At 55.5% G+C, this 19423-nt stretch carries 15 protein-coding genes; 8 read left to right on the top strand and 7 right to left on the bottom strand.

The genetic code is table 11. The features are described from left to right. The first annotated feature begins 97 nt into the window (after positions 1 to 97). A complete protein-coding gene (melA, locus tag F556_RS0132315; RefSeq protein ID WP_020621152.1) occupies positions 98 to 1600 on the top strand; it encodes an alpha-glucosidase/alpha-galactosidase in 1503 nt (500 codons plus the stop codon). A 186-nt stretch (positions 1601 to 1786) separates the two neighbouring features. Here melA and F556_RS0132310 read toward each other — a convergent pair whose 3' ends face one another. After that, positions 1787 to 2689, bottom strand: coding sequence for a helix-turn-helix transcriptional regulator (locus tag F556_RS0132310; RefSeq protein WP_169447663.1), 903 nt, complete (start codon positions 2687 to 2689; stop codon positions 1787 to 1789). Positions 2690 to 2793: 104 nt separating this feature from the next. Here F556_RS0132310 and F556_RS0132305 point away from each other — a divergent pair, with 104 nt between their 5' ends. Together F556_RS0132305 and fucU are read left to right on the top strand one after the other, a co-directional pair. Beyond that, on the top strand, positions 2794 to 4764 hold the full coding sequence (locus tag F556_RS0132305) for a glycoside hydrolase family 127 protein (protein WP_020621150.1): 1971 nt from the start codon (positions 2794 to 2796) through the stop codon (positions 4762 to 4764). A 123-nt stretch (positions 4765 to 4887) separates the two neighbouring features. Continuing rightward, entirely contained in the window at positions 4888 to 5322 is a 435-nt protein-coding gene (fucU, locus tag F556_RS0132300) for an L-fucose mutarotase (RefSeq protein ID WP_020621149.1), read from the top strand. Between the two features lie 107 nt (positions 5323 to 5429). On the opposite strand, the gene F556_RS0132295 is transcribed toward fucU, so the two are convergent. Genes F556_RS0132295 through F556_RS0132280 form a run of 4 tightly spaced genes read right to left on the bottom strand, consistent with a single transcriptional unit; the run spans position 5430 to position 9032 of the window. Further along, the gene (locus tag F556_RS0132295) at positions 5430 to 6119 is read right to left on the bottom strand and encodes a class I SAM-dependent methyltransferase (protein ID WP_020621148.1); all 690 of its coding nucleotides are present in this window, start codon (positions 6117 to 6119) and stop codon (positions 5430 to 5432) included. A gap of 48 nt (positions 6120 to 6167) precedes the next feature. Next, a complete protein-coding gene (locus F556_RS0132290; RefSeq protein ID WP_020621147.1) occupies positions 6168 to 7151 on the bottom strand; it encodes an ABC transporter substrate-binding protein in 984 nt (327 codons plus the stop codon). A gap of 13 nt (positions 7152 to 7164) precedes the next feature. Next, complete coding sequence (locus F556_RS0132285; RefSeq protein WP_026297626.1) at positions 7165 to 7941, bottom strand: ABC transporter ATP-binding protein; 777 nt, start codon at positions 7939 to 7941, stop codon at positions 7165 to 7167. 11 nt (positions 7942 to 7952) lie between these two features. Next, a complete protein-coding gene (locus tag F556_RS0132280) occupies positions 7953 to 9032 on the bottom strand; it encodes a FecCD family ABC transporter permease (protein WP_020621145.1) in 1080 nt (359 codons plus the stop codon). A gap of 166 nt (positions 9033 to 9198) precedes the next feature. On the opposite strand from F556_RS0132280, the gene ant(6) reads away from it, so the two are divergent. Further along, entirely contained in the window at positions 9199 to 10065 is an 867-nt protein-coding gene (ant(6), locus tag F556_RS0132275) for an aminoglycoside 6-adenylyltransferase (RefSeq protein ID WP_020621144.1), read from the top strand. Between the two features lie 282 nt (positions 10066 to 10347). Here ant(6) and F556_RS0132270 read toward each other — a convergent pair whose 3' ends face one another. Further along, complete coding sequence (locus tag F556_RS0132270) at positions 10348 to 11253, bottom strand: AraC family transcriptional regulator (protein ID WP_020621143.1); 906 nt, start codon at positions 11251 to 11253, stop codon at positions 10348 to 10350. 151 nt (positions 11254 to 11404) lie between these two features. Between F556_RS0132270 and F556_RS0132265 the strand changes: the two genes are divergently transcribed. The 3 genes from F556_RS0132265 (at position 11405) to F556_RS0132255 (ending at position 15507) form a co-directional block, all read left to right on the top strand. Continuing rightward, entirely contained in the window at positions 11405 to 13195 is a 1791-nt protein-coding gene (locus F556_RS0132265; RefSeq protein WP_020621142.1) for an L-fucose isomerase, read from the top strand. 30 nt (positions 13196 to 13225) lie between these two features. Further along, positions 13226 to 14719, top strand: coding sequence for a rhamnulokinase (locus F556_RS0132260; RefSeq protein ID WP_020621141.1), 1494 nt, complete (start codon positions 13226 to 13228; stop codon positions 14717 to 14719). Positions 14720 to 14847: 128 nt separating this feature from the next. Continuing rightward, entirely contained in the window at positions 14848 to 15507 is a 660-nt protein-coding gene (locus tag F556_RS0132255) for a class II aldolase/adducin family protein (RefSeq protein ID WP_020621140.1), read from the top strand. Between the two features lie 134 nt (positions 15508 to 15641). Here the strand turns inward: F556_RS0132255 and arfA are convergent, their stop codons facing one another. Further along, on the bottom strand, positions 15642 to 17153 hold the full coding sequence (arfA, locus tag F556_RS0132250; RefSeq protein ID WP_020621139.1) for an arabinosylfuranosidase ArfA: 1512 nt from the start codon (positions 17151 to 17153) through the stop codon (positions 15642 to 15644). Positions 17154 to 17382: 229 nt separating this feature from the next. Here arfA and F556_RS0132245 point away from each other — a divergent pair, with 229 nt between their 5' ends. Next, positions 17383 to 18600, top strand: coding sequence for a methyl-accepting chemotaxis protein (locus tag F556_RS0132245; protein ID WP_020621138.1), 1218 nt, complete (start codon positions 17383 to 17385; stop codon positions 18598 to 18600). Positions 18601 to 19423: the final 823 nt, after the last annotated feature.

The raw sequence follows: 19423 nt of genomic DNA, 5'->3' as shown, positions 1-19423 counted from the left end.
TGATCTAGTGAGGATATTGATAACGCTTCCCTCCAATGCCTTGTTATACTAGGCTCATACCAGCAGTCATACTAATAGCTGATTTGGAGGGAATATCATGTCATTCAAAGTTGCTTTTATCGGTGCGGGCAGTATCGGATTCACAAGAGGCATTCTGCGGGATCTATTGTCTGTACCGGCTTTTCATGAGATTGAGGTTGCATTTACGGACATCAATGCACAGAATCTCGAGATGGTTACGGAGCTGTGCCAGCGGGATATTCGGGAGAATGGCTTGTCGATCAAGATTCAAGCGACCACGGACCGCCGCGAAGCACTTAAAGACGCCAAGTACGTGCTCTGTACGATCCGGGTAGGCGGTCTGGAAGCGTTCGCTACCGATGTAGACATTCCGCTCAAATACGGGGTCGATCAATGTGTAGGCGACACACTCTGCGCAGGGGGCATCATGTACGGTCAGCGGGGCATCGCCGAGATGCTCAATATCTGTAAAGATATCCGCGAGGTCGCGCATCCGGATGTGCTGCTGCTCAACTATGCTAATCCAATGGCGATGCTCACTTGGGCATGCAATAAATACGGCGGCGTGCGCACGGTCGGCCTGTGCCACGGGGTGCAGCACGGACACAAGCAGATCGCTGACGTTTACGGCCTGGAGAAAAAAGATGTGGACATCATCTGCGCGGGCATCAATCATCAGACCTGGTACATCCAGATTCGTCATAATGGCAAAGATCTGACCGAGGGGCTCCTGGAGGCTTTTGAAAATCATGAAGACTTCAGCCGCACGGAAAAGGTCCGGATCGACATGCTGCGCCGGTTCGGCTACTATAGCACGGAATCGAATGGGCACCTGAGTGAGTATGTGCCTTGGTACCGCAAGCGGCCAGAAGAGATTACGGACTGGATCGATCTGGGCAGCTGGATCAACGGCGAGACCGGCGGGTATCTGAGAGTTTGCACCGAAGGACGCAATTGGTTTGAGACGGATTTTCCAAACTGGCTGAAGGATCCGGCCTTTGAATTCAAATCCGAGCTGCGCGGGTATGAGCATGGGTCGTACATTATCGAATCGCTTGAGACGGGCAGCGTGTACCGTGGGCACTTCAATGTGGAGAACCGCGGCGTCATTAGCAATCTGCCGGATGATGCGATTATTGAAGCACCAGGTTATGTAGATGGCAATGGCATCTCGATGCCGCACGTCGGCGACCTGCCGCTCGGTCCAGCTGCCGTCTGTAATGTCAGTATCTCCGTGCAGCGGCTTGCGGTGGAAGCGGCAGTGAAGGGTGACGATAAGCTGCTGCGTCAGGCCTTCATGATGGACCCGCTCGTCGGCGCAGTGTGCAATCCGAAGGAAATCTGGCAGATGGTCGACGAAATGCTGGTTGCGCAGGAGCAGTGGCTGCCTCAATACAGCTCAGCCATTGCAGCAGCAAAAGAGCGCCTGGCTGCCGGCAACCTGATTCCGACCCGCGATTACCAAGGCGCGGCGCGTCTGAAGGTGAAGTCTATCGAGGAGATGCAAGCCAATCGCGAGGCAACCAACAAGGTCGTCGGTGACTCTGACAAAGGCAAGAACCGCACCGTGAAGCAATAGCTGCACGTGCAGGAATAGAAGTGAACAAAGCGCCATGCTCTCCCTGAGAGCTATGGCGCTTCGTTGCGTGTGCTGGGTGGGGGCATTTGACGTGGAGACGCGGCAAGCCCATTTAGGCCGGCGCCTGTGAGCGTGCTCTGATTAAGGCTGTCTGGATTGGAGGCGTATCAACGCAAGCTCAGCGCATCAGTCATCATTCATGTGCGTGAGAATAAACGCCTTGCGGTATTGCGTGGGCGTCAGGCCCTCGTAGCGCTTGAAGAGCTTGATGAATTGCTTGTCATCCTCCAGGCCGACCCGGTCGGCGACTTCCTTGATATTGAGCGGCGTACGTGAGAGCAGATCCTTGGCCCGGTCGAGCTTGAGGCGATGAATATAGGCCAGCATATTGATGCCCATTCTGCGCTTGAACATACGCGAGAGATAATCCTTGTTATAAGTGAAGCGTTCGGCGACCCGTTCGACAGTGAGCTGCTTGTCCCCGGCATGCAGCCTAAGCCACTCCAGCATACGGGGGAAGCTGTGGTCGAGTGTTTGCTCCTCCGCCATCTGGAGCTGCTGTACATACTGCTGCGACAATTCAATCAGGAGCGAGGTGAGAAAATAATCCGCCGACCGCGGGTGGTGATACCGCCCGGTTCCGACATGGAGCAGCTGCTGTGCAAGGATATGCAGGCGGGCAGGTATCGGAGTAGACAGATAGGCGGGAATGAGGAGCGCGTCGCCTGCGGCAGACGGCTGTTCCTTATCTATTGCCTCCTCCTCTGCAAGGAGACTAGGCTCGACGGGACACTGGAAGTGAAACCAATAAAATGACAGGTTGGCAGGCGAAGGCCGATACCCCCGGTGATGCTCATCCGGCTGCAGCAGCAGCGCGTCGCCCGGTGCCAATTCGTAGAGCCGGTCACCGATCTGAAAGTACATGACCTCCGAGATGCCAAGGATCAGCTCATAGCTGTCAATCGTCCGCTCGCGATGCACCCAGGTTCCGGTCGAGAGGAACTGGCCTCCAGAGAGATAGGTGAGTGGCTCAACTAGTGGCAGTTGAAGAATAGCGATAGGAACCGCTCCTTTCGTTGAGCAATTCATTAACGAGGTCATTTTTGAACACCTAAAATACATCATAGCATACTGACAGCGTTCCCGCCCATCTGGTAAAGTGAAGGCATTCCAGTACAGGAGCGTGAAACGAGATGACCCAGTCCAACCAATTATTGCAACCCGACGTGCAAGGACTTCCCCTTAAGAACGTTCAGATTCGAGACGAATTCTGGTCTTCGTATGAAGCCCTTGTTAAAGATACCGTCATCCCTTACCAGTGGGAGGCGCTGCATGACCGGATTCAGGGCGCAGAGCCCAGCTATGCGATCCGCAACTTCCGGATTGCGGCTGGTCTGGAGGAGGGCGAGTATGGGGGCATGGTGTTCCAGGATAGCGACGTAGCCAAATGGCTGGAAGCCGTCGGCTATGCGCTGGCGCTGCATCCGGATGCCGAGCTGGAGCGTCAGGCGGATGAGACGATTGATTTGATCGAGGCGGCGCAGTTGCCGGACGGATACCTGAATACCTTTTACACCGTGAAGGAACCAGGGAACCGCTGGACCAACCTGCTCGACTGCCATGAGATGTATTGCGCCGGTCATATGATCGAGGCCGCTGTTGCGTATTACGAAGGCACGGGCAAGCGTAAGCTGCTGGATGTGGTGTGCCGCTTCGCGGATCATATCGATGAGCGGTTCGGACCGGAGCCTGGCAAGCTGCGGGGCTATGACGGTCATCAGGAGGTGGAGCTGGCTCTGGTCAAGCTGTACCGGGTAACAGGCGAGAAGCGTTATCTGAAGCTAGCAGAGTTCTTCATTGATGAGCGTGGAGCCGAGCCTCATTTCTTCGTCGAGGAGTGGGAGAAGCGGGGTCGCACCGGACACTGGACCAAAGGCCCGTCCGGCCATCCCAATCTGGCGTATCACCAGGCCCATCAGCCTGTGAGAGAGCAATCCGTGGCCGTAGGGCATTCGGTGCGGGCGGTCTATATGTACACAGCGATGGCGGACCTGGCGCTTCTGAACCGGGACGAAGCCCTGTTAGAAGCCTGCCGCAAGCTGTGGGACAACACCGTTCACAAGCAAATGTATATCACCGGCAGTATTGGCTCCACGTTCCATGGGGAGGCATTCACGTTCGATTATGATCTGCCCAACGACACCAACTACTCCGAGACTTGCGCTTCCGTTGGTCTGATCTTCTGGGCCAAGCGGATGCTGCAGCTGGAAGCCAAGGGTGAATATGCAGACGTGATGGAGCGTGCGCTCTACAATACCGTCATTGCTGGTATGGCAGCGGACGGCAAGCATTACTTCTATGTCAATCCGATGGAGGTCTGGCCGGAAGCCAGTGACAAGAACCCGGGCCGCCGTCACGTGAAGGCCGTGCGTCAGGCCTGGTATGGCTGCTCCTGCTGCCCTCCCAATGTTGCGCGCCTGATTGCATCGCTGGGCGAGTACATTTACACTGCCTCCCAGGACACGGTTTACGCGCATCTGTACATCGGCAATGAAGCCACCGTATCGCTGGATCAAGGCAGCGTCCGGCTGCGGATGGAGAGTGGTTACCCTTGGAACGGCGCAGTGAAGCTGACGGTCGAGCCAGAGCAAGCGGGCACGTTCACCATCGCTTGCCGGGTACCGGGCTGGTCAGAGGGCATGAAGCTGACCGTGAATGGCGAGCAAGTTCAAGCGGAAGTGAGAGATGGATATGCATATGTGACGCGGAGCTGGCAAGCAGGCGACACGATCGTCCTGGATGCGGAGATGAAGCCGGTCCGGCTGTACGCGCATCCGCGGCTGAGAGCGAACAGCGGCAAGGTATCTCTGCAACGAGGACCGCTCGTCTATTGTCTGGAAGAGCAGGACAATCAGGAGGTACTGGCGTCGGTCATTCTGCCTCGCGAAGCGGAGCTAACGGAGCAGACAGAGCCGATGCTGGGCGGATCGTTGGTGACGCTGAGCGCAGAAGGCGTAGCAGAGACCGTGTCCGATTGGGACGACCGGCAGCTGTACAGGCAGGAGCCGAAGCAGACCGAGCGTCTGTCACTCAAGGCGGTGCCTTACTATGCTTGGGGCAACCGGCAGCCGGGCGAGATGCAGGTCTGGATTCGCACGCAATAATCTGAGCTGGTTTCCGACCTAAGCAAGATAATAGAGTGAAGGCGACAGGATGCGGGGATAGGCAGGGGAACGCTTTCATGATAGGCTTGTAAGAAGCGAATGTACAGGAGGCGTGATAGACCTATGTTAAAAGGAATCCCGGCGATTGTGTCGCCTGAGCTGTTGAAAATTCTGATGGAAATGGGACATGGCGACGAAATCGTCCTGGGGGACGGCAATTTCCCGGCGGCTAGCCATGCGCAGCGTCTGGTGCGTGCCGACGGGCATGCGATTCCCGATCTGCTGGATGCGGTCCTCAAGTTGTTCCCGCTCGATCCTTATGCGGAGCGGGCGGTGGCGCTGATGGAGGTCGTGCCAGGCGATACGGTAGAGACGCCGATCTGGGACGAGTATCACCGCATCGTCAGTCAGCATGAGCCGGAGCGGACGGACTTCGAGCATGTCGAGCGTTTCGCGTTCTATGAGCGGGCCAAGCAGGCCTATGCCATCGTCGCAACGGGCGAGAGTGCATTGTATGCTAACATTATCTTGAAGAAGGGCGTCATTAAGCCTGACTGAGCTTGAGTAGTAGTGCAATCATGAGATGAAGCAAAAAGAATTAGCAAAAGAGGAGCACCGTCCCTCACCGGGATGGCGCTCCTCTTCTATGTGTAACGGCTTCTTATTTAGGTCTGTGGCAAGGAAAACCGGAACAGGTAGGTCTGCTCATACTGCGCCTTCAATTGATCTTGAACGGAGTGGAAAAACTCGCTTTCGCCGCCGAGCGCAACAAACCCGCGCGGCACTCTGCGCATCAGCTCAGCCTGAAAACCGAGTGTGGTAAAGGCAGAGGCAATATCGTCCAAGGTGTGAAGATGCGCGGTGAGCGAAGTATGCTCTTCGATTCCGGCCTTGAAGAACACGGCACTCGGATTGTCCGAGAGATCGGTATAGGTGACATAATAGACGCCGCCCGGTCGCAACGATTGCTTCACCTTATGGGCATGTTCCGGCAGGTCTCCGATTAGATAGATGACCGACAGACAGAACCCCAGATCAAACCGTGTAGCTAACGCTTCCGGGGAACCCGTAGCCACATAGGTCAGCGGCAATTTTCCCTTGCGCTCATTGGCCAGTTGTATGGACGCCGTGCCCAGATCAATGCCTACACCGGAGCGGAACGGCTTTCTGGCATGCAGATGGCGCAAGAAGCCGCCACGGTTGCAGCCGAAGTCCAGCACAGTTGCGTCGGTTAGGTCATCTTCCCGGATCAGCCCGATGATTTCTTCCCACATCGGCGCATGCTCGGCTTCCATCGTTTCCTCCGCTTCGGCATGAGACCACCAGACGTCGTATAGCGGGTCGTTACCTGCCATGTTTGCCAACACTCCTTGCTTTCATTTTATTATCTATGGAACGTTCGACTATTTCACCTGCTCGGGATAAAAGCCTTTGGCCAGCGTTTCTACCGTATACGCCATCCGGTTGCCCGGCAGCACACTTTCGAGCGAAATGGCGACAAATCGTTCCTGCTGCACACTCTCAAGCTGCGAGAGAGCGGGGTCTGCTTTGATAGCCTCAATCTTGTGCTCCAGCGACGGGGAGTCATAATCGTGAATGACAATGACGTCGGGGTCGCGCTTCAACACTTCTTCATAACTGACGGTGGTCCACTGCTGATCCTGGATATCGTCGAACACATTGACGCCGCCAGCATATTCGATCAGCAACGTTTCAAAATTTGTTCCACCCGCTGTGAAGACGCCATCGCCGCCGCTATCGTAAACGAGAACTTTTACAGGTTCAAGGCCATCGACCTGATCTTGTACAGCCGCGATTCGTGCCTCCTGATCGGCGATAAAGGCTTCGGCCTTGTCCTCGATCTCAAATATGGCCCCCAGATCACGGATCTCCTGATACATCTCCTCCAGCGAAGAAGCGCTGTTCATATAGGTTGTCATCTGCAGCGAAGCCAGCTCCTCGATGTCCAGCCCCTCGCTGCCAAACTCCCAATCGATGCCATAGATGAAATCGGCACCACTGGCAATCACAGCCTCGCGCGTGGCGGAGCCGTAGGTCAATTCAGGGACTCTGTCGTAGTCATCCGCATACTCAGGGAGAGCGCCGCGGCTGTGATTATCCAGACTGTTGCCGACGATCAGATCCGTAAGTCCAAGCGCGACAAACAGCTCCGTCGCATTCGGTCCCAGGGTCAGGACGTTCTCTGGTTTTACTGTAATCGTAATTTCGCGCCCGTAATTGTCCAGTATCAGCTCATTATAGGAGGTGTCTGGCTGAGAGGGCTCGGTCGCTTGCTCCTCATTGCCTGTTGGTGATGAACCACAGCCTGCGAGCAGGCTGGATGCCAACAGGACGCTCATCCAACCGCCAATCCATTGTTTTTTCACAGTTGTAATCTCCTTAGTTCTGTAGGCTGTCCGGTACATACGTAATGGATAGTTTGCCTGTCACCGGGTGAAGCGTCACGTCGGCATGCACGCCATATACGTCACGGATCATCTCCGGGGTTAGCACATCTTCAGGGGTACCGGTTGTATATAATCGGCCGTCTCGCAACACATACAGGCGGTCGCAATAGAGGGCGGCCAGATTGAGATCATGAATGGCAGACAGCACCGTGATCTTCAAGCTCTTGATGAGATCGAACATTTGCAGCTGGTAATAGATGTCCAGATGATTCGTCGGCTCGTCCATTATGAGAAACTCGGTTTGCTGGGCCAACACCCTTGCCAGCAGCACCCGCTGCTTCTCGCCGCCGGACAGGTTACTGTAGCTGCGCCGGCTTTTGTCCGCCAGACCCGTCTGCTGCAGGGCGGCTTGTACGATCACTTTGTCTTCCTGGGTATCGCCGTCGAACAGCCCTTTGTGCGGGCTGCGTCCCATGGCGACAATATCCGCCACTTTAAAGTCAAACGGCACCGCCTGCTCCTGACCGACAACGCCCAGCTTGGTGGCGGCTTTTTTGTTATTCATCCGCAGCAGATCCTCGCCATCGAGGAGCAGCAGACCCGCGTTGGGCTTGAGGGCGCGGTACAAATTTTTCAACACCGTGGATTTGCCGCTGCCGTTGGGCCCCAGGATCCCGACGAATTCTCCGTTCCCGACATGAAGCCGGATATTCTCCAGAATCGGATCGTCGTCATACGAGAAACTGAGCTGCTCCACTTGTAATCTCATGTGATCCCCTTTCATTCGCGCGACCTCCGCTTCAACAGCCAGATAAAAAAGGGTCCGCCTACAAGTGAGGTCAGGAGACCGATCGGAAGCTCCTGTGGGGCGATGACCATACGGGCGACGACATCAGCCCAGACGACGAGGATACCGCCGAGCAAGGCGCTGACGATAAGGACACGCTTGTGATCTGACCCGACGAGCAGCCGCGTAAGATGTGGCACCATCAGCCCAATGAAGCCAATCGCCCCGCTGACCGCAATGGTGACGCCAGCGAGTAGGGAGGCGACGAGGATCAGCAGCTTTTGCATCCGATTCACATTGTAGCCCAAGGTGCCGGCGGTCTCGTCGCCCAGGGTCAAGGCGTTCAGCGACCGGTATGAAATCATAAGCGCGGTGATGCAGCATACCATGACAATGAGCGGCAGGGTAAGGTACGCCCATTTGGCGCCAGCCAGGCTGCCAGACATCCAAAAGGCTGCGCTGTGCAAGCCGAGCGCATTGGGAGCGCTGAGCGTAATGATGTTCGTTATCGAGTCCATGATCATCGCAATGACGACACCGGAGAGCAGCAATTGGGTGATGTGAATTCGTCCCTTGACTCTGGAAATCGCATAGACGATGATGATCGTCGCGGCAGCGCCCAGAAAGGCACTGATGGAGAGCACGTAGGTGCCCAGAAAGGCAAACACGCCAAACAGCATGCCGAGCGTGGCGGTGGCTGCAGCGCCAGAGGAGACCCCTAGCAAAAACGGGTCAGCCAGCGCATTGCGGACAAGCGCCTGCATGGCAACGCCAGTGACTGCCAGCGAAGCACCGACGATCATGCCGAGCAGAACGCGGGGCATCCGCAGGGTCCAGACGATATTTTCCTCCAACTGCGTCCAATCCCGATCGACAGAGGAAGCCAGCAGAGACAGCTTGCTCGCCACGATCTTGGCAACCGTAACGGCATGGACTGACACCGGGCCAAGCCCAACAGCGAGGATGATGGATGCCAACGCGAGAAGCAGCAAGGCGGGAACAATGACGGTCATATTTGGTTCATCTGGATGAAAGATCGAACGCACGCGTGCGGCAAAGCCAGACTTCTTCAACAGATAATCGCTCCTGAATCGTAACACGTTTTTGGATAATAGTAACACAATCTAGTGATTTTGCCTATATGCCGGGTTGGAAGATGAAGCGGGATTCGCTAGAATGGAGAGAGATCAGATGAGCTGTGAGTGGAGTTCACGAGTAGGAGAAGAGGAGGTTGGGACGATGCGAAGCAAGGAAGACATGATGGACTTGTGGCTGGGATATGCGCAGCAGGATGAGCGGATCCGGCTGGTGACATTGGAAGGCTCGCGAACGAACCGCAATATTGCGAGCGATGCGTTTCAGGATTACGACTTGTCTTTTTTTGTGACTGATCTGTCGTCCTTCAAGGCAGACGATGCCTGGCTGGACGCATTCGGTCAGCGAATCATGATGCAGAAGCCGGAGGACATGGAGCTGTTCCCGCCCGAGCTGGGCAATTGGTTCTCGTACCTGATGCTGTTTGAGGATGGCAATAAGGTGGACCTGACGTTGATTCCGCTGGAGGAGACGGAGGCGTATGTTGAGGCGAGCGACGGTCTGGTCGAGGTGCTCCTGGACAAGGATGGACGGATCGACCGCGAGATTGTGCCGACGGATCAGCGCTATTGGATCGAGCAACCAACGGCGCGCGCGTTCGACGACTGCTGCAACGAATTCTGGTTCGTGTTCACCTACGTCGTCAAGGGGTTGGCACGCGGTGAAATTCTGTATGCGATCGACCACCTGAGCGGCATTGCCCGGCCCAACCTGCTGCGGATGATGGCCTGGCGAATCGGTGCGGAGCGGGGCTATACCTTCAGTGTGGGCAAAAACTACAAATTCATCGACCGCTACCTGCCGCCGGAGGATTGGCAGACGTTGCTCGCCACCTACTCGCAAGAGGGCGTCCCGCAGATGTGGGAGGCTCAAAGAACCTGCTGCGCCCTATTCCGTAAGTACTCCCGCGAGGTTGCGTCGGCGCTGGGCTACACGTACCCGGATTACGACGAGCGGGTGACGGGCTATATGGAGGGGATTTATGAGAAAAGTAACCGGAGAACGGAGTAGTCCGCTGCTGTTCAAATTCTAACGGCCACCACAGCCGCTATTTCGCCTGAAATCGGTACGTTGAGATTGTAACGGCCATATAAGCAGCTATTGTACTTATAGACGCCGCTTTCTCAGTGTTTTTGTCATAATAGGCGCACCTGTGGCCGTTAGAGTTCCAAACCCCTCAAAAAAGCACAAATAAGCGCCTATGTGGCCGTTAGCGCAGCTCGGCGCTGGTTGATGCAAGGTCGGCACAAGACGAGGGCCAAAGTCCGCGAAGTTAGCGCAAGATAAAGGAAGTCAGCTCTCCGGCTGGCTTCCTTTTTTGCGTGCGTGCTCGCGGTAGGAGCCAGGGGTGCGGGAGACGACTTTTTTGAACAGCATGGAGAAGTACTTGTCGTTCTCGTAGCCGACCATGGCGGCAATCTCGTAGACGGGCTTGTCGGTCTGCAGCAGCAGACGCTTAGCCTCGTCGATCCGGCGGGTGATCATGTAGTTGATCGGCGAGTCGCCGAGGTCTTTTTTGAATAGATGGGACAGGTAATGCTGACTGACGTACAGGGTATCGGCAATATCCTTAAGTGTCAGACTCTTGGTATAGTTGCGGTCGATGAACGCCTTGGTGCGCAGGGTAATCTCGCTTTTGCCGGTGAAATCATGATAGGAATGCTTGACGTCGACGATCCGGTAGATGAGCGTGATGAGCGACATCAGCAGGTTCTGGGTGAGGGTCTCGTAGCCGAGCACCTGAGCGTTGCACTCCTCCAGAATCTCGCTAAGGTAACTCTCAATTTTGTAAGCATACTTGTCCGCTGGAATCACAGGATCGATGGACGGCGGCAACAGATGACCGGCGGGAACCCCGTCGATATGCAGGCTGCTCACACCACAGTAGAAAATTCGAAGCGGCGACTCTACCGAGGAACGCTCCTCATGCGCCACACCGGCGTTGTACAGAATAATATCCCCCTGGCGGACGGGATAGAGCTTGTCGTCGATGATGAATTCTCCCGCACCTTCCGAGACATATAGAATCTCACAATAGTCCTGGTGCGCCTCGCGCGGGGTATGAAAATGCCGTTCATCGAGCAGCTGGCCTGCGAAGAGCAGCTCCGGCGGATGAAGGAACCGGAAACGGTCAGTTTTAATATGGGGAATCTCGATTTTGGGCATGCCTTCGTCCTCCGCTGCAATGGATATCCTCATTATAGCGCACCTCCAGCGGCTTCGCATCTGCGGCGTCAGGGTTAGTTTGTTGCTATTTGATGCATGGAAGACAGCAGAATAGTAGGTTAACGGAAAGGGGGAGGAACGGTAGAATAGGGAGCATATCAGAAATACGAGGAGGCGCAATGACATGAATGTAAGCGATAACAGATGGAAGCTCGGGTTCCCCAAAATCGGTATTCGGCCGACAATCGACGGTAGACGCAGAGGCGTAAGGGAGTCGCTGGAAGACCAAACGATGAATATGGCCAAAGCGGTTGCTGCTCTGCTTAGCGAGACGATTCGTTATCCGGATGGTTCGGCAGTGGAATGCGTCATCTCCGACACCTGTATCGGCGGGGTTGCTGAAGCGGCTGCATCGGCAGAGAAGTTCCGCAGAGAAGGCGTGGGTGTCTCAATCACGGTTACGCCATGCTGGTGTTATGGTACGGAAACGATGGATATGGACCCGATGCTGCCTAAAGCCATCTGGGGCTTCAATGGCACGGAGCGTCCTGGTGCTGTCTATCTGGCTGCCGTCCTGTCGGGCCACGCGCAAAAAGGGCTGCCGGCATTTGGTATCTACGGTCATGACGTTCAAGACTCAGGCGACACATCGATTCCTGGGGATGTTCAGGAAAAGCTGCTGCGATTCGCGCGGGCAGGCCTGGCTGTAGCGCTGATGCGCGGCAAGTCCTATCTGGCTGTCGGCTCTGTATCGATGGGCATCGCGGGATCGGTTATTAATGAAGAGCTGTTCCAGAACTACCTGGGCATGCGCAACGAATATGTCGATATGTCCGAGCTGACGCGGCGAATTGAGGAAGAAATCTTCGATCCGGAAGAGTACGAGCTGGCCATGAACTGGGTGAAGGAAAACTGCTCGGAAGGCCCGGATAACAATCCGGAGCGGCTGCAGTCCTCCCGGGAGAAGAAGGACAAGGATTGGGAGACGAATGTCAAAATGTCGCTCATCATCCGCGATCTGATGGTCGGCAATCCCAAGCTGGATGAGCTGGGCTTTGGAGAAGAAGCGCTGGGGCATAACGCCATCGTTTCGGGCTTCCAAGGCCAGCGACAATGGACGGATCATTTCCCGAATGGGGACTTCCCGGAAGCGATCCTCAACTCGTCGTTTGACTGGAATGGCAAGCGTGCGCCGTATTTGGTGGCGACCGAGAACGACAGCTTGAACGGCGTGGCGATGCTCTTCGGCTACCTGCTGACCAATACGGCACAAATCTTCGCTGACGTTCGGACCTACTGGAGCCCGGATGCGGTGAAGCGGGTGACGGGTCACGAGCTGAGCGGTCATGCCAAGGGCGGCATTCTCCATCTGATCAACTCCGGTCCGGCGGCACTGGACGGTACAGGTGAGCAGAGTCGGGACGGACAGCCGGTCTTGAAGCCATACTGGGAGATCACGGACGAAGAAGTCGATGCCTGTCTGAAGGCGACGTCCTGGCGGCCGGCTTCCGCGGAATATTTCCGGGGCGGCGGGTATTCCTCGGACTTCCTGACGCGCGGCGGCATGCCGGTAACGATGTCGAGGCTGAATCTGGTGAAAGGTCTGGGGCCGGTGCTGCAGATTGCACAAGGCTACACCGTGGACCTGACGGAGGAAGTGCATGACACGCTCGACAAGCGGACGGACCCAACCTGGCCGACTACGTGGTTCGCACCAGTGCTGACAGGCAGTGGCGCTTTCACGGATGCCTACTCGGTTATGGACAACTGGGGCTCCAACCACGGCTCGATCTCATACGGCCATATCGGCTCCGACCTGATCACACTGGCCTCCATCTTGCGGATTCCGGTCAGTATGCACAATGTACCAGATGGCGAGGTCTTCCGTCCACGGGCGTGGGGCAACTTCGGCACCTCCGATCCGGAAGGCGCGGATTTCCGCGCTTGCAACACCTTCGGACCGCTCTACAAATAAGCTAAGTGATGGGTAAAGGAGGGGCTGCGCTTGAGTCACCGACCACTTAACCTGCTGGCCGCCGATTACGGCGCCAGCAGCGGCCGGGTCATGCTCGGCCAGTTCGATGGCCGCAAGCTGGCGTTGTCAGAGGTCCACCGGTTCGCCAACGAGCCGGTGCAGCTGAACGATACGCTGTATTGGGATTTTCTGCGCTTGTTTCATGAATTGAAGACAGGCATCCGCGCTTTCCGCCAGCAGGGCCAAGGGGCGCCGGATGCCATAGCGATCGATACATGGGGCGTAGATTACGGTTTGGTAGATGGCAAGGGCCGTTTGGTCCAGCACCCTGTTCACTACCGGGACAGCCGCACGGATGGTGTGATGGAGCAGGTGTTCCGTCAATTTCCGGAGGCGGAGTTGTTCGGAGCGACAGGTATTCAGCCGCTCCAATTCAACACGATCTTCCAGTTGTACGCGAGCAGGGAAGCCAGGCAGGCTGAGAGAGCAGGTGATGATGTGAAGCTGTTGTTCATGCCGGATCTGTTCCGCTACTACCTGACAGGCGAACGAACTACGGAGTACACGATCGCCAGCACTAGCGGTTTGCTCGATCCGCGACAGCGGAGCTGGTCGGCAGGGACTCTGGAGCGGATGAGCCTGCCGCGTAGTCTGTTCACGGAGCTGATCGAGCCGGGCACCCGATGCGGCGGCTTGACGGATGCGTTGCAGGAAGAGCTGCGGCTGCCAGCGGTCCCGGTCGTTGCTACGGCATCGCATGACACGGCCTCAGCCGTGGCTGCTGTGCCAGCCCGGCATGACCAAGCGGTGTTCATCAGCTGCGGTACCTGGTCACTGATGGGCGTGGAAACCGATCAGCCGGTGATGACGGAGCAGGCAAGGGCCTGGTCGTTTACCAATGAGGCAGGCGCATTTCGCAAGATTCGACTGCTGAAGAATATTATGGGCCTGTGGCTGCTGCAGGAGTGCAAGCGGCAATGGGAGCTGGACGGGGAGTCCATCAGCTACCCGGAGATGGTCGAACTGGCCAGAGGTCTGGATCGGAGTGAGAGCTACATCGATCCCGAAGATGCCGGTTTCCTGGCCCCCGGCGGGATGCCGCAGCGCATCCAGGCGTACTGCGAGCGCACGGGGCAGCGCGTCCCGCAGAGCAAGGCGGAGCTGATCCGCTGTGTGCTGGAGAGCCTGGCGCTGAAGTTCAGGCAGACCTTGGGCGAGATTGAGCAGTTGCTCGGTATTCGGGCACCGCAGCTCTATATGGTCGGCGGCGGCATTCAGAACACGCTGCTCTGTCAGCTGACGGCGGACAGCACGGGCATTCCGGTCGTTGCCGGTCCCGTCGAAGCGACAGCAGCCGGCAACCTATTGCTGCAGGCCAAGGCGCTGGGCGAGATCGGCACGTTGCAAGAGCTTCGCCAAGTGGTGGCGGATTCTTTTTCACCGGACGTGTATGAGCCACAGCCGAGCGACTACTGGGATGATGCCTACGCGCGTTATCTGCGGGTGAGCCGGGTGGGAGAGTAGCAGAAAAGGACTGAACGTAGTTGTTGCGTCACCGACGGACTGGCTACTCGGCTATCAGCTGAACGTAGTATGGATAGTCGCGGAAATAAGGAATGAGCAAACTGCAAGAATGGAAGGGAGCAACTCGCATGTCGGAGGCTAGCATCAGAGAAGAGTTATCGTTATACGCAAGGAAGACGGTAGAGAAGGGTCTGGTTGTAGGACCAGGCGGTAACATCAGCGCACGGTGGGAGGAGGATATGTACCTGTCGCCCAGCGGTTTTGCGCTGGAGGACATCGAGCCGGAGCAATGGGTAAAGGTGCATATTCCAACCGGTGAGGTGGCGGCTGGTTCGGTCCGTCCTTCGTCAGAGGTGCTAATGCATCTCTTCTGCTACAGGGTGAACGATGCGGTCAAGGCGATTGTACACACGCATCCGGTCTATTCGATTGCGCTCACCACCATCAGCCAGGAGCTGCCGATGCTGTTCCCGGATCAGGCGGCACTGGTCGGCGACGTCGCGTTTGTCCCGTATGTCGTACCGACGACAGATGTGCTGGCGAACCTGGTCGCGGAGAAGGCGGTCGATCACAACTCGATTCTGCTCTGCAACCACGGTCTGGTGACAACGGGCAAAAATCTGCGCGAAGCCTACTACCGCACACAGGTGGTAGAGGACAGCGCCAAAATTTATATGCTCGCCAGTGCGGTGAGACCGCCGCGCACACTGACCGAGGCTGAATACAAGGAAATTCAAGCGCTCGAGAGCGAGGCTTATCGAGTGCAGCTGCTGCAGCAGATGAAGTAGACGTAAAGTGGTCGTACGACCCCCGTCATGCCGCAGGACCCCGAGTGCTGGGAGCTGCGCGCGTAAAGAAGCGCGATGCCAACATGAAACAACCCGCCTTCGTTCTAAGGAACGAGAAAGGCGGGTTGTTTGCTTTAACCGTTGATTTTCAGACGGATTACATTCCAGGAAGCTTTGCCGAGCTGTGCGGTCACGCTGCCGCCGTCGATCGTGGCGGAACCGCGGTTGTGCGGCTTCACATGATCTGGCTGCTCTTCGGTATTCACAGCATTGAGATCCTCATGCTCCAGCACAAGATGCTCGATGAGGGAGCAAGAGCCGAAGCTGCGCAAATCTACGCTCAGCGGCAAGGCCTCCTCGAGGTGGCGGTTTACAGCGAAGACCGTCACTTCGTTCTTTTCCTCATTATGAATTGCGATGGCTTCCAGGTAAGGAACGTCCGTAATGTCCTTGGTGTCATATTTCGGCGAGGTTACCAATGGTACCAGTGCCTTGCCACGACCGTACACGGATGCGTGCAGGTATGGATAGTAAATAGTTTGTTTCCAAGCGCCGCCGCCATTGGAGGTCATGATTGGAGCGATGACGTTCACCAGCTGTGCCATACATGCCATTTTGACCCGGTCGGCACGCTTCAACATGCTGATAATCATACAGCCAACCAGTAGCGCATCCTCATGATTGTAGATGTCTTCCAGCTGTGGAGGCGCAACCTGCCAACGCTCCATTTTTGAATCCTGCTCGTTGGAGTGATACCAGACATTCCACTCGTCGAAGGAAAGCATCATATCTTTTTTGCTGCGTTTTTTTGCTTTTACATAGTCGCTTGTCGAGATGACCGTGTGGATGAATTGATCCATCAGCACTGAACGCGCAAGGAAAGATGCCGAATCTTTCTCGCGATTGCCGTAATATTGATGCAGCGAGATGTAGTCGACATGATCATACGTGTGATCCAGTACAGTCGATTCCCATTCCGGGAAAGAAGGCATGCCGATATGGGAGCTGCCACAAGCAACAAGCTCGATCGTAGGATCGACCCACTTCATGACTTTGGCGGTTTCTACGGCAACACGGCCGTATTCTTCAGCAGTCTTGTGACCAATCTGCCAAGGACCGTCCATCTCATTGCCCAGACACCAAGTCTTGATGTTGTGCGGGTCCTTGTAGCCATGCTTGGCGCGCAGGTCACTGAGATAGGTGCCGGATGGATGGTTCGTATACTCGAGCAGTTCTCTAGCTTCGTTAGGACCACGTGTACCGAGGTTGACCGCCATCATCGCTTCGGTGCCCGCCTTGCGGCACCAGTCCAGGAATTCATTCGTGCCAAATGTGTTAGGCTCGATCGTGCCCCACGCCAGCTCCAGGCGGCGCTTACGCTCCTCAACCGGGCCTACGCCGTCTTCCCAGTTATAGCCGGAGACGAAGTTGCCGCCGGGGTAGCGAACAATCGGCACCTGCAGGGCCTGAATCAGCTCCAGCACGTCCTGACGGAAACCGTCTTCATTGGCAGACGGATGGTCAGGCTCGTAGATCCCGCCATATACGGCACGGCCGAGATGTTCGATAAACGAACCATAGATACGCTTGTCTACCTCGCCAATTACAAAATCCTTGTCCACAATCATCGTAGCTTTGTTAGTCATGATAGATGAGAACCTCCATTGGATTAATAAAATTATTAATCAATATGCTTTTATATTAATCATATCCTTATTTAAACATGAATTCGCTATGAAAACAACCTGAAAATAATCCTGGATATAAGACTAAAGAACCAAATTTAACCTCTCGTTAACACGATCCTGCAGTTAAGATAATAGGAGGGCGCTACATTATAGGGGAACTTGTTAATCGGGTTAGGGGGAATGCAGCATGCCGAGCGTTATGGAAATCGAGAGGAGCAAGCCGAGCCTTCATCAGGAAACGTCTGCTTCGCACGGAGCATCACCTGTCACAGAGGTATCGTATCGTCAAAAAGACGGCTATCCAGCTAATCATCCAGCCGATCGGGTGCTAAGCCAATTTGTCAGACAGAGTCCAGTTGTCTCACCTGTCTTTACTTGCCGGGAGGTCGTTCGTGTATTCGATGAGTTTGCAGATGCCGAATGTATTACGGTCGCTACTGAGGAAGGGCAGCCCGTTGGGCTGGTGATGCGTGACCGCTTTTTCAGGCAGCTAAGCAGGCGATTTGGTACAGAGTTGTATTACGAAAAGTCAATCAAGCATCTGATGACGGAATCTCCGCTATGTATCGATATTTCGTCTTCGGCGCAGCTGTTAATAGAAGAAGCGCTGTCGAGGGAAGACAAAACACTGTATGACTGTGTTCTGGTTACGGACAGCAGCCGGATTGCCGGAATTCTGACGGTGTCGGATCTGCTCGGAATTTCGCGTGTGCTGCAGCGAGAAGCTACCCAATCCCAAGCCCGTACCATCCGGGGGGCGGAAGCGCGTATGCAGGAAATTAATCAGGTAGTCGTGGCGGTGCGGACATCGGCAGAGGAGGGGGGAGCTGTATCGGAGCAAATGGTAGACCTGACGCTCCAAGGCAAGCAGCAGTTGGATCAGGTAACGACTGCCTTCCAGCGATTGACTGAGCAGACAGATGCACAGGAAAATCAGGCCATCGAGCTGCAGGCACGTGCGGGGGAGATTGGCAGTGTCTCGCGTGTCATTCGCGAACTGGCCGATCAGTGCAACCTGTTGGCGGTCAATGCCACCATTGAGGCTGCGCGTGCAGGGGAGCATGGCAGAGGCTTCGCCGTTGTCGCCGATGAAGTCCGGAAGCTCGCTGCTGAGACCAAGAAGTCCGCTGACGAGATTAACCAGATGATCAAGTCGATTCTTGAGGCGGTTGTGCACACCGTTGAGCTCGTCCACAATGTACGCTCCGAGTCCCAGGCCAGCGCGGGCTATGTGGATCAAGCGGCGGATATGTTCGAGAAGCTGTTCGTAGCCGCGGCAGACAACCGGAAGAGCAGTAAGGAAATGACGTCGCTGTCAATCAAGGCGCATGAACAGTCGGACAAGGTCATCCGGGAGATGGACCACCTGCTGGCCGAGATCACGCATGACTCGCAGGTGGAGTAGCGGAGGGGAGTGAGAGATTGCTTCTATATATAGAAGCATTACATATAGGAGCATTACGAGTATAGAAGCAATACGAATATAGAAGCTTTATGAATAGAAGCTGTAGGAACAGAATCTATACAAGCTGTGCGAATAGAAGCTATACAAATAGAAACTATACGAAAAGCGTAATGAAAAAAGGCGCCGGTCCCGTACCGGCGCTTTTATTATTTGCGTGCCCAGAGGCACGCATCTTCTAGCCGGTGAAAGTCCGGTCGCGGGAGGGGCCAAGCCCCCGCGTAGCTAGGATACTTGCGTAAGGCGAAATTTTTTCGTAAAAGCGTATCGACAAAAGTACCTGTCGGAGACAGGGCAAGCGACAGACCAGGCCGTAACATAAAGTGAATCTTGCCGCGTCGTCAAAAAGGCCTCGCAAGAGGGAAAAGAGGAAGTCGAGTCCCGATACAATGGACGAAGACCATGGAAGTTGCTAAGAACTTGGAGCAGCAACGAAGAATCCTCCGGCGTATGGAGAACGGCATGGGGTGAAAGAGGATGCAGTGAACTGGGGAGGCCCTCCCCTGCACGAAAAAAAAAATCGTAAAGAGGTACTCTATAAACTTGAAAAGTGAAGGGAGTGGCCTGCAGGAAGGGAGTCCGAGGGGCTCGTAGTACTGATGAACGCAGGACAACACAACCTGCGGGAGGAAAGGGGCCCTGCTTTGTTCACGTTTCTTAAGGAGGTACGAATCAGTGAATGCCAAACGGCTAACAACACCAAAGGAAAACGTTCAACAACTCCAAGAGAAACTAGGTCATGCGGCCAAGGAAAACAAGAAGCGTA

Source organism: Paenibacillus daejeonensis DSM 15491, assembly GCF_000378385.1.
Taxonomy (GTDB): domain Bacteria; phylum Bacillota; class Bacilli; order Paenibacillales; family Paenibacillaceae; genus Paenibacillus_D; species Paenibacillus_D daejeonensis.
This window is presented reverse-complemented; position numbering and strand designations above follow the sequence as displayed.

Excerpts from the sequence above, each read along its gene's own strand:
- arfA (WP_020621139.1), bottom strand. The coding sequence starts at position 17,153 with ATGACTAACAAAGCTACGATGATTGTGGACAAGGATTTTGTAATTGGC.
- F556_RS0132310 (WP_169447663.1), bottom strand. The coding sequence starts at position 2,689 with ATGAATTGCTCAACGAAAGGAGCGGTTCCTATCGCTATTCTTCAACTG.
- F556_RS0132305 (WP_020621150.1), top strand. The coding sequence starts at position 2,794 with ATGACCCAGTCCAACCAATTATTGCAACCCGACGTGCAAGGACTTCCC.
- F556_RS0132245 (WP_020621138.1), top strand. The coding sequence starts at position 17,383 with ATGCCGAGCGTTATGGAAATCGAGAGGAGCAAGCCGAGCCTTCATCAG.
- fucU (WP_020621149.1), top strand. The coding sequence starts at position 4,888 with ATGTTAAAAGGAATCCCGGCGATTGTGTCGCCTGAGCTGTTGAAAATT.
- melA (WP_020621152.1), top strand. The coding sequence starts at position 98 with ATGTCATTCAAAGTTGCTTTTATCGGTGCGGGCAGTATCGGATTCACA.
- F556_RS0132285 (WP_026297626.1), bottom strand. The coding sequence starts at position 7,941 with ATGAGATTACAAGTGGAGCAGCTCAGTTTCTCGTATGACGACGATCCG.
- F556_RS0132265 (WP_020621142.1), top strand. The coding sequence starts at position 11,405 with ATGAATGTAAGCGATAACAGATGGAAGCTCGGGTTCCCCAAAATCGGT.
- F556_RS0132270 (WP_020621143.1), bottom strand. The coding sequence starts at position 11,253 with ATGAGGATATCCATTGCAGCGGAGGACGAAGGCATGCCCAAAATCGAG.
- F556_RS0132255 (WP_020621140.1), top strand. The coding sequence starts at position 14,848 with ATGTCGGAGGCTAGCATCAGAGAAGAGTTATCGTTATACGCAAGGAAG.
- F556_RS0132295 (WP_020621148.1), bottom strand. The coding sequence starts at position 6,119 with ATGGCAGGTAACGACCCGCTATACGACGTCTGGTGGTCTCATGCCGAA.